The organism is Paenibacillus aquistagni (assembly GCF_900177815.1).
In the GTDB taxonomy this organism is placed as follows: domain Bacteria; phylum Bacillota; class Bacilli; order Paenibacillales; family Paenibacillaceae; genus Paenibacillus_B; species Paenibacillus_B aquistagni.
In genome coordinates this window covers 1024106-1036517 of the sequence record NZ_FXAZ01000001.1, presented here as the reverse complement: position 1 = coordinate 1036517, position 12412 = coordinate 1024106, and the positions used below count along the sequence as shown (strand labels likewise).

Below are 12412 nucleotides of genomic sequence, written 5' to 3'. Positions count from 1 at the left end.
CAATTGCGTGGATTCTTATGTTTTTACATGCTTGACTTACTCAAAAATATATTTTGCGATCATTTCTCCCCATTCTGCTATTCCTATCTCTTTAAATCCTATCTTCTCATACAGCTTTCGAGCAGGATCATTGCTTGGATTGTAACCTAGTAACAGTGCATTTGTTCGATCGTCTCTGCGATAAATGTCTTCGATGACAAGCTGCATTCCTTTTTGACCAAAACCTTGGCCTTGATAGCGCTTATCAAGCATAAATCTATAAATCCAATAGTTATGATCGTCTGCATCCAATCCATACATGGCAAAGCCAATCAACTCATCGTTGTGATAAATAGCTTTGGTGACAAATCCCTCTAGAAATTGTGCTTCAGCGATGGAGTACAAATTAGAAGCGATATAATCCTCCTGCTCCGGTCTCACCTTTAATTGCGCACAGGCTTCCCAATTGCTCTTGTCCACATCTTTTAATGTAATCACTTCGACACCTCCTAGTTAGAGCCTTTAACTTGTATTTGGCACGCAGTTTATTCATAGAGCTACAATTCAAAAACGAGTATTCGATCTGAATTCATCTCAACTTCATCTTCAACACTGCCATTCCCAGTAATGATCATTACACCGCCAGATGCGCCACCCTCGTCTTCATTTATGGCGTTAATCATAATTGTTCGCTTATTAATCTTTTTCACCTGTTCGCAGTATAATGACCTGGCTTCATTAATCCATTCTTCTGTTGAATAGTCAATGTAGAGAGGCCATAATATGGTATCGAACGTCATCTCCTGAATTCCATTTAGAAAATGTTCTGTCCAAAGATCTCCACATATCGCAAGCAAACATTGTGTTGAACCTAGCTCAATGACTTCATATTTACTTCCTTCTTGATACCTTGAATCTGTTACAGAACCGCATTTCCAGCCTTGACTGATTCGCTGATATTTTGCTTTAATATCACCTGTTTCGTTCATTATGAGGTAGCTGCTGAAGATCTTTCCTTTACTTTTTTCATAAAAGCCAACACCTAACCCTATAGAATGCTTGCTGCACAAGGACGCCAACCTCTGCATGATCTTGCCATCAGCTTCAATTGCATGTTTACGATAATCCTCATCATAAATCCATTGAAGACCATCAAAACCATTCAATACAGCTTCACCTAAAAAAAGATATGCCGCGCCTAATCTCTGCACACGAAGCATAATACGATCTATCTCTTCTATATTCTGGTCAACCGCATCATTTTTCGTCTTCATGGCAGCTGCTGCTACGATCATCATCATCGTCTCTTTTCACAATATAATCATCAAGCTCTTTGGCAATAAATTCATCTTTTCGTTAAGCCAAACAGTATGAAGTCCATGTATTTTCCATTGATGTATACAACTTGGCGTCGAATCCCTTCTTGCACACAACCAAGCTTCTTCATCATCTTCGTCGATCCTTCATTTCCCTCAAGTACATAGTCATTGAATTTATTTAATCTTCGTTCGAGAAATGCGTATCTCAGCAAGATTCTCATCGCATGTGTCCCATAACCCTTGCTACGATGCTCCTTATCTATGACAATGCCGATGCTGAATGTTCCATTTCTCTCGTCAATGCTGTTCAGATTTATACCGCCAATACTACTACCATCTAAGTTTTCAATCGTAAACATAATTCGTCCATTTGTTGAGAAAAAATCACTATTACTTTCGACGAACTTTTTTGCTCCTGATATGGTCGGAGGTAATTCAATCGCACATTCCAAGAGAAGGCGTGCAGGAGTATCAAATCCATTTACATAACAATCTTCCCAGTCTTCATTCCGTATGGCCCGCAAACGCACTTTATCATCCTGCCAATAGTAGTGGGTATAGTCGATATTTTTCATGTATACCTCCTGTATAAGTACATCACTTTTCACGTAATTAAATTTACGAATCTGTTTGAGATCGGGAAATCATTCTATGATTAACAAACATACTTCCGTTTGAACCGTTTGTTGTAAAAGTATACATTTAATAGTACGGAGAGCAATAACAATACGGATAATGTGAGCCCAATTCTCTGTTTTATCCGATCACTCAACTATCCTCATCTTCGACTTGATCATTCTTCCTCTTAATATTGGACTTGCATATGATCGTGATCAGCAATAAGAAAAAGATGATGCCAGAAAACTGCATGAAATATCCCAGATGTAATGGTTCCAATACATCGTAAGCGAACAAACTAAATATGATACAGCACCCGCTTAAAATGACCAAACAGAAAAATAGCACGCTTACTCCTTTTATAAGTTTATTAATAAGCCCTCACCTCAATAGACGTCATTGGGATTGTAGTCCTTCTGAAGCGATTTACCTTCTTTACATGTAAACTCGGTTATGCGCAATTGTTACCTGTTGGTATTCCTATTATCAAAACGGAAAATCAGCTTATATCCATCAAACGTATCACCGTACAACTCAGCAGCTGTATCTTTGCTATAATTAGCAATTGTTTTTCTCCAAAATGCTTGCCCTACTTTATTTCTTTCAGAAGGGTTGGTAAATAACTCCCATCTTCCGCTAAACTGCTCAAACACTTTAACAGCTGCTTGTTCGGCTACCCCTTGACCTCTAAAGGAACGAAGCAAAAAGAATTCATGAACAAAATAATCAACTCCTTCCGAACAATGAGGAGGCGAAGCGATGAGAATAAATCCTGCTGGTACAGCATTAACCCTTATCAAATAAGGGAATAAGCAGCCCGGCTTCTCCCACCAAATATGTTGAACTTGATATTGATCATCCAATGTTCTATAGTCGTCGCTATCTTCAAAAATCCCATGCTTATTCGGATATCTTACATAATGTTCTGACAAATCATATAGATAAAGAGGGTATAGATTCTTGATTAGATATGAGTCTGTTTGGCTTGTTAGCTCTACGGTGACTTTCATACAATCGCTCCTTAATATGTGAGTTAGTAGTGTTAAACTAATTATCGAATATACATAAGATCGAGTAGTATCGGTTCTACTGCATACTAACAACTTGCCTGTTTGTTCCGTTATTTCATTAGGATCTTCGATGTTATTAATACAGTTCTTTATGACTTGAATGATATCCGTTTTTTACTTATTACTACAGCTGCCTTCATATTCTTAATACGAATCAAGGCTTACTGAGATTTTTGATCAGTTTGAGCTCTATATCGATTCGTTCTTTGAAAAAAACATCAAAAATACGATCGATTGTACGATCGATTGTAAAAAATATTAATGCTGCGCCTACTCAAAGATTAGCGGTAGGCAATAGCTCTATGTAATCTATGATATTCCAATCTTCACCGGCCAATATGATCAAAATGGCTGGATCGCATAATTAAGAATAAAAACAAAGTAGAACCTGAAATCATATGTACCATTCATAGAGAGGAGACTCACCATAACGGTAAATAATATGGAAGTAATGATAGAAACAACTACTCTTCTTTGAGTCCGTTCATTTCATACCTCCACATTGAAAGTAAAAACAACACGCCTGACAAGGATTAGAAACACTAACAACATCGATAACGTTCGCTTATTCGCGAATCGAAAATACAAGGGAATCTATTTATAACTTTATCCTCTTCATCATTTTTGTTCAACTTTGAAAACCATTTTAAGCAAAGGCCTTGTTACTAAACGATATAAAACAGCAGAAATGAGGATAGCCGCACCTAAACTGCTAAGGCTCCTGCCAAGTATATAAAAAATAAAGACCATGACCGTAAAATCCAAAATATGAAAAGATAATTTTTTCAAGCGAGTATTTTTCACATCGTTAGCTCCTCAGATTGGGATGGATTTTATTTGCAGAAAAAGATTCACTATTAGCCTTTAGTTCGATTAATTGTTCTCATCCTAAGGAATAAAATTTAGAATTTATATATACCCTAGAAAAATCCTCTCACATATTCTTCTAACCCCTCAACAACTCCATCTACGCTTACTATATCACCTTTCATTCCATAGTATATAATCCTCAAATATTCACCAATAACAAGAGATCTACTTTCAGGATATTCCATCCAATTCAAATGATTCAAATTATTGTCGCTCTCTTTTAATTTTGTTTCATATGGATAAGGTGCCATTTTAATTTGACTACTTATGTATTTTTGTAGTGTTCTATATTGCCTTCCAACTGCATGGCTTTTAGACACAAAATACAGAGAGTTAATCTGGGTAAAATCAAATAATTCTTTAGCAAACAGAACGTTTTCCTTGCTATTGCTTGATTTATCTTCTATAAAAATAATATCTTCTGGTACTCCGTGTTGGATTAATTTATCTCTTATTGATTGCGCTTCAGTCTTAGTTCCGTCTGTCCAATCCTCATGCTTTATTCCTGTGGTTGAACTTCCTCCACTGATTAGAATTTCATTTACTACCCCTTGTTTAAAAGCATTCAAAGATTGTGTGACTGCTCCGGGATCTGTGCTTCCAAAAACAAATAATAAATCAGCCTTATTAAGTATAATGTCGTTACAAAACACAACTTTCGTTATTTCATCTATTTGTTTGTCTGACAATTCTGGAACTTTTGGGTATTTAGGAATCATAAGTTCATTCCTTTCGCGATTTTCTCTATTTTCTGTCGTATGAGAATTCCTTTTTATACATTAGAACGAGCAAACTTTAAGAGACCGAGAAAGAAGATAATCACGTCATACTCGATTCAACATATCTTTTTACTCTTCTACTAGTTACCTGCAATTGAATGCGGAATTTCTAACAGAGCTGCATTACATTTTTCCATATCAAATGCTGAATTATCGATCTTATGTTTGTCGATCTTCAATCGGTTGAAGATCTCAAGTTCAATGCTCTTCCGCTCCTCAAGAACCTGAACCGTTCCCTCAACGCCTTCATAGCCTCTCATCTTGCCATACCCTTGCGTTGTATAATAATCAATGAACCCTTCTGACCATTCCCTCGGTCTGTCTTCGATTGCTTTTTCAAATGCAAATCTGACATCTTGCTGATCAACATAAATGAGCAGAGGATTAAGCGGCTTAATAATACGTTCCAGCTCGCTTACGTACTCAGTAACTTCTTCTTTTTGTACATTATATTTCACGGTGCCGATAGTCAAAGGGTTTTGTATAAAACTGCATTCAAAAATAGAAACTGCGCTGCCTTGAAGATGATCCTCCACATAGGTATTCCATCTGTCTACTAGCAGCTTAACATGTTGATCAAATGGAAGCTCATAGATATCTTTTTTACCTATTTCGTGTATAAGTTCATCTGGAAACTGAGAACCCCATTCGTCTTTTATCTTTCGATACGAGATCAAGTAACCACTGCTATGCTTAGCGGATTTGGTCGTTATCATATCGCTGTACGCTTCATGCTTCGATAACAATTGATCAAATTCATCTTGTTGATAAAAGGCTACCCCTTCAAAATCCGCAGGATGATCCACATTTCCTTCTAGAAATAATTGTGTCTCTGCTCCTTGTTCAAAAAGTATTTGTGACACGAATTGTGCAACAGTTGATTTTCCCGAGCCTGGTAGACCTTCGATTAGAACCAATCGTGTATTCATAAAACTCCACCCCATCTTCTTTTAACACCAAAAGGACCTTAATGTAACTAAATCATAACGTTTCGTGATGATGAAATTACTGCTTGATGCCCTAAAAAAATTATATCGTGCATTACCCATGAGTAGATAATAAAGATCAATTATAACTGAAGTGTTGTGCTTTACTTCGCAGGCTTGCATTCTCATTTCATACCTGAAAGATGACAGGATTGAAATGCTCCTCTAATAATATTGTTTAGCGCAATGGACCCTATGATCTTATGTTCCTTATACAGCCATACTTTAAACAGACCACCTTCTTGCATTTTTATATACTCATCTTGAAGCATTTTGCATATGTATTCCTTGGTATAATATTCAGAGCCTCGTTCAACTTCCCATGGCTGCAGGAGAAATCATCGATACGCTTCCGAGATTCTTCCGGGGGAAGGAGCATTACCCCTTCTCCTTGTTCATCACAGGTGAAAATCCCTTTGAAGGCTTCAGGCATAGCCTTGTACTGATGTTCCAATTGTTCACTAAAGATCTGAAAGCACTCATAATTGTACTGCTTTAATAAATATGGCATCAGGAAAGCAGAGCGTAAGATTTCATATTCCTGATAGTTATAAGGTGTGCTGTCAGGACGTTTCTTCAAAAGCTCTAGTAATTTCTTCATGAGTTGATCAACTTCATTCTGTTCGGCATACGCTGCATAACCTCTGACTGCTGTTAGCTTCATATCCAAATAACGTTCTTTCTTAAAAGCCTTAAGAAAAAACTCCTTACCATCAGCAGGAAGGTTGAAGATAAAATGCTTTTAAAGTGAGTTTCGATTCGCGATGTCCTTGGTGGCGAAGTATTGCTCGATTAACGCCGCTGCCTCTGGCATCATGTCACCACCTAATCTATAGATTGTTGAATTATTGTTCCCTATACAGATACCGCCTCTATTAACTCGCAACTAGTTCTCTTGATACCATTTCGGCTTCATACGTTCGAAATAATCATGGTCCTCCAGGAACGTGTAGATCTTATCCAGCATCTCATCCATCGACCCAGGTGTTACCTTTAATGTCCAGACCACGGATGAGAATACGCACATGGCGAGATATAAGGAATAGAGCCTCCAAAATGCTTCTCCCGGTTGCTCATTTTGGAAGTAACCCTTAAGCTGACCATTGGAAAAGGGAATACTAACTTCTCTGCTGAAAATACCTACTTTAAGAAAGTCATGGATAGGGTCTCCCCAGTCATATCGATTAAAATCAATAATGCCAGAGAGTCGTTTGTCCTTAACAATTATATTCCCTACATGGAAATCATTATGTTGAAACACATTTGGCCTATGTTCCATGTATTTCATATTTTGTTCAATAAACGATATGATCTTGTCATCGTGTCTTACTCTCACTCCGCCGTTCAAATATTCATCCATATATCTTTGATGCTTGGTTGCTTTTCGCTCATACCAAGGAGAGATATGCTTGGGAGCAAAATATTGATGCATTTTCCTTAATTGTTCCCCCGCTTCAACCCCAATATTATACTGCTGATCTGGCGTGCAGTTTGGTAAAATATCAATAGCGTCATCGCCCGCTATTCTTTTTTTATGCTTTGTACATCCAAGCTGTTGAATACACTCATAAGCAATCTAGCCCACCTGTCATCATGTCATCAGTTGTCGTTATATTTTACCTTTTAGCGAACCTGCGTACAAGCGTTCTTGCGACAGCTTTGGACGCTCACTTGTATGACAAACTTACTTTAATCAATATCTGCAATCTTCCAAGTCGATCCTTCTTCTTTATTTTTTCTAAATACATACGTATAGTTATATTCTTGATCATCCGTTAACACTTACGACTGCTTGGAAAATATTCTTCTGCTCCTGTACGACAATATTGCGCAGCAGCTTTATTTCTTTAATCTTATACTTAGGGAAGAAACCTAAAGGGCTATTCTCATCAATTAAAGCCATATAATCGCTTTCATTTTCTTCCCATAAATACTTCATCCGTAGATTCAAGAGCTTGATAATCTCTAATTCGTCACCTTGATATTCTTCCTCTGCAAGATAGAGGGGTTCTTCATATATAAGTTCTTCAGATTCTGTACTATGCGGAGTTTCTTCTGTGTTCGGGGTGGATTGACTCTCATTGGTTGCTAAAGGGGCGGATTGAATGGCTTGTTTTGTACTTTGATCACCACATGCAGTTAAACAAGCAATGAATAGAATGATCATAACATATCTCATTTATACACCTTCCTTCAGAGAGTACTTTCAAGCGATGCGATTCAATATGTTATACGATCTCGATACGCGTTGTCCCTTCTCACGTATCATTATTTATGTATGCTCCTAGATGTATCTCAATTTGTCCTGGATACTTATGTCTCCTTCTAATTTCACAACTCTACACGGCAATCGTGATAACCATTCTTCATGTAACGTCCTACTTCTCATCTCTAATCCTGCTGTATCGTAATTCGATGCCCACTCCATAAATTTCAGATAAGACCTATGTCTTTTTCCGCCTGCGGCAATATCTTTCCCATACCGATGTGCTTCTCGCTCAGCAAGTCTTTGCATTCGAATCTCTTCAGGCAGCCAAAGGTAGATCACGAAATCAAAGTTTGGAATGAAGACATACCCCCATCCGCATAATGATCCAGATAAAACCCATTCATCATGATTAAGGAGATCTGTTGAGAGCAGCTGTATTCTATCTTCAATTGGACGAGCTTGCGAAAATGGTTCTTCTGTTGGCAGCCAATAATAATCATCGGTATCAAAATGTTTATATCCGTATTTCTCAGACATTGCTTTAGCTAGTGTGCTCGTTCCCGAACCTGAAGCCCCTACTATTTGAATTCGATTCATCACATTATCTCACCACGTAAGTTGTTGTCTTGAAATGTGATGTGTTTGATTTCCTTTTGATATTTATGATGACCATCTGCCGCAGCACCTAAGAACAAATACTCATTTGATACATAAAAATGATTAAGCTTTGCATTATCGCCTACACAGTCAAGCTTGATATATTTCTTATGTGGAGGAAATTCCAAATTATGCTCTATCCACTTTAAAATAGTACCTCCTAATCCATTCCCTGCTGCCGATCGACTCAAAACGAGTCTATGTAGAAACACCGAATCATCCAGGTGAGCATCTCCCCATATATGAATATCCCACTCGTCAGGAGTCGGTTGAACAGTAAAGGATCCAATTACTACATCATTTCTCATAATCAAAAAAGCCGTACCGGCGTTGATGCTTGCTGAAATATCATCCCGTCCATAACCATCAAGAAAATGTCTCCATTGACTCGATCCTAATGTGTTAAGCCAATGTGCAGCATCAAGGAACAGCTCCAGCATGCGATCAAAATGATTCATTTGAGCATGAATAATATACAGATCATCAACCAAACAATCGTTTTTTATAAGCAGTCGTTCCATTCATCCACCTCGTTTTTAGTTGAATCAGGGCACAAACCGAGCTTCGAATCTTCATCATTAGCTTTCTTGGTTAGGTATGTAACCACTTTCAGCTTCTTTCTAATATCCAATGTTTCCCATACCCCCATTGTACTGTCACGGTCCATAAATAAGCTTGACAATCGACCACAGTGACTGCTCCTTGTGATTAATTTAAGGCTGCGTTAACATCATCTAGCGTCATATATTACAGCTACTTCATCTCATTTCTCTTTACGATCACAATTTTATCGGGTAATGTTGCTGCATCTGTTGAAGAATAAGTATTCTGTATGTCTGGTGAGTAATTCAATGTTAGCCTTAGTCCCTCTTGTATATTTGTATCCAATGACTCGATTCTCTTTATATTCGCATGCTCAATTTGCATTTCACCTAAGGTATACGAACTATTTTCACTTGATATCACGATAATCATTATTCTAGATTGTTCTGATGTTTTATTCCCATCTTCTTCCTTAAGAGGTTCACAAATAAACCAATCTGAGTTATTGGTGTAAATCTTGATATACTCCCCTATATAATCTCGAAGTTTCAAGGGAATCCCCCTTTTGCACATTTTTAATGGACCATTGTCATGGAGGCTTATGTAACATTCATTAATTAACGAACGATCAAACGAAAAATGTTCTATCAGACGATATATTTAATTCATTTATTTCTTAACTTGATTAGATCTTATCTTTAGAAATCGTTTCTATTTTAATGTTCTTTTGTCTGTAACTCTAAATCAACTTTTTATTCAGAAATACTGTTTGATTCAATCTGGATATTCATCATTTACACCCAACACTTCATACCCCATATTCTTATAGAAATTTGGAGACTGATAGGTAAAAGTACATGTATGCGTGAACGTGCAGCCGAGTTCCTTCCCCAATCTTTCTGCTTCATGAAGCATGGCTTTTCCGCAGCCTTTGTGTCTGTATTCATCAGCTATCCAAAGCACATCAAGGTACAAACAACACCTATATTGTTCTTATTCCTTCAATATCACATCTCAATTGATACAGTTTTTTACAAAATTCACTTTCAATCTCTTTCATCTGGATCAGTCTTCGTTTGCCTACCCTCTTGTCTATTATTGCAAGTCCCCGAATCAATTCATACTTCGATAATAATGATCTTTCAATGGATTGGGATAAATATTCTTCTAACAATTTGTGAAACTCATATCGTTCAATTACTTTACAACTACTTTGATTATGACTATTTATTTCGCTCATTAACCACTTATCCGTGTTTGCTTCATAAATCTCATTCTTGTCCAACAATACCGCTGCTCTTCCTCTACTCGGACTCCCGCCATTTTTGTACCAAGTACTGAATAAAGTAATCCTGTCTTTTAATTCATCACAAAAATGATTCTCCACTTGTTTTTTCAGCTTACTCCATTGTATAATTACCACCCCCTTTAAGGTATCCCATAATTCCAAGTTGAATCATTTTCTACTTCACACTAACCTCTTAGAAATCCGCCTTCCGCGTTTCGCGTTTATAACTTGACCTGTTATCCATTTCGCTTCTTCACTTGTCAGAAATGCTACAATGTTCGCCGCATCCTCAGGCTCTCCTACTCTTCCTGATAAGAATTTTGGAGTTAGTGCCTGCTTGATTTCTGGCGTCATCCACCCTGTATCTGTTGGACCGGGATTCAAAGCATTTACGGCAATACCTAGTGGTGCCAATTCTGCTGATAATGATAATGTGAATGCTGAAATAGCTCCTTTACTTGCAGCATAAGCTAATTCGCATGGCATTGGACCTTGGGCTTGTCCAGAGGTCATGTTTATAATGCTTCCTCTAACCAGTTGAGCCTCCTTGAACCTCCGCGCAAATTCTACTGACAATAAGCATGCTGCTCTGACGTTGACTGCATAATGATTGTCCAGTGTTTTAGCATTCAAGTTCAAATACCCATCTTGGGTAGAAACAGCTGCATTATTAACTAGTATTGTGGGGATGCCTAATTGGCTGGCAACTTGATCAAAGATAACATTGACAGACGTTGGATCTGAAAGGTCCGCTTCAATACTATGACATCTAATGTTGTAGTTCTTCAGCTCTTTCTTAAAATGAAGATCCCAATTCGTATCAGCATTCCAGTATGTAAAAAAGATATCTACACCCTCTTGAGCTAATCTCCTGCAAATTGCAGCTCCGATTCCACGACTATGACTAACACCTGTAATTATGGCAATTCTCTTATTTAGATTTTCCATGAATTACTCCTATTTCTCTTTATCAAACTTCCTTTTTGAAAGCCAAGATGCTCGAAGCCTTTTTCTTCAAACACAAGTATTTGTCTTGTTCCATCTTTATCCCGAGTAATGTATGCAGTTACTTTAGTAAGAATGAATATATTCACTTTCATCACCCAATGATATTATCTCTTAATAATAGACCTATAGATGGTATCAGCGACATGATTCTAGTATGTATTTGTTTTCTCATTAATGTAAATATCCAGTACTTTAATACCACGAAGCGCCAGTTTTATAAAAAGAATCAAACAGAAGATTCCAAGACCAATTACCGGCAAAAATAGCAGGATTAACAGAACGGAAAACACAGACATATCCAATATCGTTCATCTCCTTATTCTTTAATTATTAATGAATTGCTCCTCACTTGGTACGTATCGTCTATTCTTATATATCCATTTACTTGCTCAGGAGCTCTTTGGAATATTCCCGATAGATTATTATAATTCCCTTCTGCTGTAATGATCTTGTCCTGATCTATTGCTAATACCACTCCGATATGATCATTCAGTCCATTCCCTACAAGATTATCAAATATGATTAGATCTCCTTGATCGGGGGTAAATGTAAGGTCGCTCTTATGATGATAAAAGCCATATAATTGTCCCCATTCTATCCAAGCTTCTACCCAAGCAAAATTTCGTGACACAGGTGCAGGATATCGCACTGGCAGATTCAATCCAGCTTCAATGCAACAGTGATATACAAAAGCCGCACACCAATCAAATCCTACACTTTTATCTTCTCTGGGGAAGTAACAAAGAATAGGTTCCAAATCAGGTCCGCATTTGTTTTCATTGCCGATTAACGGCTTAGAAGCCCATTCTTTGGCAGCACTCGCCATTTTACTTCTTCTACTCATGGTTCACCGCCTTGAGTTCGTTTATCGAAAGATGTTAACTTTGTTTAACTCTCACATATGCGTATACTCTGACACATATGGCGATTGGGATCATCTGATAAAACAACATCTATCTCTGTCGGCAGCTTAATTCCCCAACAGCATAATGCTTTTTTTGCATCCTCAATAACTTTATACGGCATCATTTCATCTACATTATATTGGAACAACACCCTTTGCTGCCTTTGTACCTGTGTCAGCCC

17 protein-coding genes are annotated in these 12412 nt (G+C 37.5%); all 17 read right to left on the bottom strand.

From position 1 onward, the window contains the following. Positions 1–36 precede the first annotated feature (36 nt). The 17 genes from B9Y93_RS04825 to B9Y93_RS04745 all read right to left on the bottom strand — a co-directional run bounded on the left by B9Y93_RS04825 (position 37) and on the right by B9Y93_RS04745 (position 12170). The gene (locus tag B9Y93_RS04825) at positions 37–477 is read right to left on the bottom strand and encodes a GNAT family N-acetyltransferase (RefSeq protein ID WP_085493189.1); all 441 of its coding nucleotides are present in this window, start codon (positions 475–477) and stop codon (positions 37–39) included. A 59-nt stretch (positions 478–536) separates the two neighbouring features. Beyond that, positions 537–1274, bottom strand: coding sequence for a carbon-nitrogen hydrolase family protein (locus B9Y93_RS04820; protein WP_217809672.1), 738 nt, complete (start codon positions 1272–1274; stop codon positions 537–539). Between the two features lie 50 nt (positions 1275–1324). After that, positions 1325–1873 carry a GNAT family N-acetyltransferase gene (locus tag B9Y93_RS04815; RefSeq protein ID WP_139829134.1) on the bottom strand — a complete coding sequence of 183 codons (549 nt, stop codon included), beginning with the start codon at positions 1871–1873 and terminating at the stop codon, positions 1325–1327. 507 nt (positions 1874–2380) lie between these two features. Continuing rightward, a complete protein-coding gene (locus B9Y93_RS04810) occupies positions 2381–2926 on the bottom strand; it encodes a GNAT family N-acetyltransferase (RefSeq protein ID WP_085493187.1) in 546 nt (181 codons plus the stop codon). A gap of 678 nt (positions 2927–3604) precedes the next feature. Then, positions 3605–3790: a hypothetical protein gene (locus B9Y93_RS04805; RefSeq protein WP_085493186.1), complete on the bottom strand. Its 186-nt coding sequence runs from the start codon at positions 3788–3790 to the stop codon at positions 3605–3607. A gap of 116 nt (positions 3791–3906) precedes the next feature. Beyond that, positions 3907–4575, bottom strand: a complete 669-nt coding sequence (locus tag B9Y93_RS04800) for a YdcF family protein (protein WP_085493185.1) — start codon at positions 4573–4575, stop codon at positions 3907–3909. A 140-nt stretch (positions 4576–4715) separates the two neighbouring features. Then, entirely contained in the window at positions 4716–5564 is an 849-nt protein-coding gene (locus B9Y93_RS04795) for a P-loop NTPase family protein (RefSeq protein ID WP_085493184.1), read from the bottom strand. A 307-nt stretch (positions 5565–5871) separates the two neighbouring features. After that, on the bottom strand, positions 5872–6291 hold the full coding sequence (locus B9Y93_RS04790; RefSeq protein ID WP_085493183.1) for a hypothetical protein: 420 nt from the start codon (positions 6289–6291) through the stop codon (positions 5872–5874). A 216-nt stretch (positions 6292–6507) separates the two neighbouring features. Then, a complete protein-coding gene (locus B9Y93_RS04785; protein ID WP_280522885.1) occupies positions 6508–7122 on the bottom strand; it encodes an aminoglycoside phosphotransferase family protein in 615 nt (204 codons plus the stop codon). Positions 7123–7389: 267 nt separating this feature from the next. Next, positions 7390–7800: a hypothetical protein gene (locus tag B9Y93_RS04780; RefSeq protein WP_085493181.1), complete on the bottom strand. Its 411-nt coding sequence runs from the start codon at positions 7798–7800 to the stop codon at positions 7390–7392. A 105-nt stretch (positions 7801–7905) separates the two neighbouring features. Beyond that, positions 7906–8427, bottom strand: a complete 522-nt coding sequence (locus tag B9Y93_RS04775) for an AAA family ATPase (RefSeq protein ID WP_085493180.1) — start codon at positions 8425–8427, stop codon at positions 7906–7908. Next, positions 8427–9008 (bottom strand): GNAT family N-acetyltransferase, encoded by a 582-nt coding sequence (locus tag B9Y93_RS04770; protein WP_085493179.1) that lies wholly within the window; start codon positions 9006–9008, stop codon positions 8427–8429. The genes B9Y93_RS04775 and B9Y93_RS04770 overlap by 1 nt, the downstream gene beginning before the upstream one ends. 232 nt (positions 9009–9240) lie before the next feature. Beyond that, the gene (locus tag B9Y93_RS04765) at positions 9241–9582 is read right to left on the bottom strand and encodes a hypothetical protein (protein ID WP_085493178.1); all 342 of its coding nucleotides are present in this window, start codon (positions 9580–9582) and stop codon (positions 9241–9243) included. A gap of 222 nt (positions 9583–9804) precedes the next feature. After that, positions 9805–10005, bottom strand: coding sequence for a GNAT family N-acetyltransferase (locus B9Y93_RS04760; RefSeq protein WP_085493177.1), 201 nt, complete (start codon positions 10003–10005; stop codon positions 9805–9807). Between the two features lie 7 nt (positions 10006–10012). After that, positions 10013–10480 (bottom strand): SF0329 family protein, encoded by a 468-nt coding sequence (locus B9Y93_RS04755; RefSeq protein WP_085493176.1) that lies wholly within the window; start codon positions 10478–10480, stop codon positions 10013–10015. 18 nt (positions 10481–10498) lie between these two features. Next, positions 10499–11266: an SDR family oxidoreductase gene (locus B9Y93_RS04750; RefSeq protein ID WP_097675926.1), complete on the bottom strand. Its 768-nt coding sequence runs from the start codon at positions 11264–11266 to the stop codon at positions 10499–10501. Positions 11267–11642: 376 nt separating this feature from the next. Continuing rightward, positions 11643–12170 carry a CHAP domain-containing protein gene (locus B9Y93_RS04745; RefSeq protein WP_085493175.1) on the bottom strand — a complete coding sequence of 176 codons (528 nt, stop codon included), beginning with the start codon at positions 12168–12170 and terminating at the stop codon, positions 11643–11645. Positions 12171–12412 lie beyond the last annotated feature (242 nt).

What these genes read in the sequence shown, in the direction of transcription:
- B9Y93_RS04820 (WP_217809672.1), bottom strand. Translation starts at nt 1,274, where the DNA reads ATGATCGTAGCAGCAGCTGCCATGAAGACGAAAAATGATGCGGTTGAC.
- B9Y93_RS04815 (WP_139829134.1), bottom strand. Translation starts at nt 1,873, where the DNA reads ATGAAAAATATCGACTATACCCACTACTATTGGCAGGATGATAAAGTG.
- B9Y93_RS04810 (WP_085493187.1), bottom strand. Translation starts at nt 2,926, where the DNA reads ATGAAAGTCACCGTAGAGCTAACAAGCCAAACAGACTCATATCTAATC.
- B9Y93_RS04800 (WP_085493185.1), bottom strand. Translation starts at nt 4,575, where the DNA reads ATGATTCCTAAATACCCAAAAGTTCCAGAATTGTCAGACAAACAAATA.
- B9Y93_RS04795 (WP_085493184.1), bottom strand. Translation starts at nt 5,564, where the DNA reads ATGAATACACGATTGGTTCTAATCGAAGGTCTACCAGGCTCGGGAAAA.
- B9Y93_RS04780 (WP_085493181.1), bottom strand. Translation starts at nt 7,800, where the DNA reads ATGAGATATGTTATGATCATTCTATTCATTGCTTGTTTAACTGCATGT.
- B9Y93_RS04775 (WP_085493180.1), bottom strand. Translation starts at nt 8,427, where the DNA reads ATGAATCGAATTCAAATAGTAGGGGCTTCAGGTTCGGGAACGAGCACA.
- B9Y93_RS04770 (WP_085493179.1), bottom strand. Translation starts at nt 9,008, where the DNA reads ATGGAACGACTGCTTATAAAAAACGATTGTTTGGTTGATGATCTGTAT.
- B9Y93_RS04750 (WP_097675926.1), bottom strand. Translation starts at nt 11,266, where the DNA reads ATGGAAAATCTAAATAAGAGAATTGCCATAATTACAGGTGTTAGTCAT.
- B9Y93_RS04745 (WP_085493175.1), bottom strand. Translation starts at nt 12,170, where the DNA reads ATGAGTAGAAGAAGTAAAATGGCGAGTGCTGCCAAAGAATGGGCTTCT.